Here is a 733-nt window from a genome sequence, read left to right as displayed (position 1 = left end):
CCTTGGCGAAAGCAGGATTTGATGTGCAAGCAATGCCGCGTTTCTTTGGCCGTTTAGCCGATGAATACCGCTACGCGAGCAAACCGCCACCAATGCTACTGACTCACCCTTTACCAGAAGACCGTGTAGCAGATAGCCGTCAACGTGCACAAGCCTATCCTCCAATGCGCATTGCACCCTCTATCGATTACCATTTGGCGCGTGCGCGCATTGTGGCGCGATATGCCGGTATCGACGGACAAGCCGCACTAGGTTGGTTTGAGCGTACTCAAAAGAAAGCTTCAGCGGACATCATGCCGTCATTTGATTATGGCCGAGCGCTGGTTCATCTGGACAACAAACGCTTATCACAAGCAGAACCGATTTTGAAAAAGCTGTTAGCGCAAGATCCGGGCAACCCATTCTATTTAGATGCAATGACCGATCTATACATCGAGAAAAAACAGCCACAAAAAGCTGTTGAGTTGCTAAATAGCGCGCTAAAGCGTAATCCTCAAAACAAAGTATTAACCATTAACTACGCCAACGCGTTGCTTGAAGCAAACCAAAATGACCAAGCTGTGCGTACGCTTCAGCGTTATACACACGATAACCCAGAAGATAGCAATGGCTGGCAGCTATTATCGAAAGGCTATCATGCCCTTGGACGTAGTGATGAAGAGCTTGCAGCTCGCGCGGAAATTCTGGCACTAAGAGCAAACTGGAATAAAGCGATTCAATATTACAGTGAAGC

1 protein-coding gene is annotated in these 733 nt (G+C 48.0%); it reads left to right on the top strand.

Going from position 1 to position 733, the window contains the following annotated elements; all coding sequences use genetic code 11:
• Nucleotides 1-733, top strand: a 733-nt coding sequence (locus R7Z50_RS27040) for a tetratricopeptide repeat protein (RefSeq protein WP_318149688.1), incomplete at both ends; no start/stop codon positions are given.

The sequence above is a fragment of the Vibrio sp. 1249-1 genome (genome assembly GCF_033340495.1).
The sequence above is the reverse complement of the archived record's forward strand: the minus strand, read 5'-3'. Positions and strand labels throughout refer to the sequence as shown.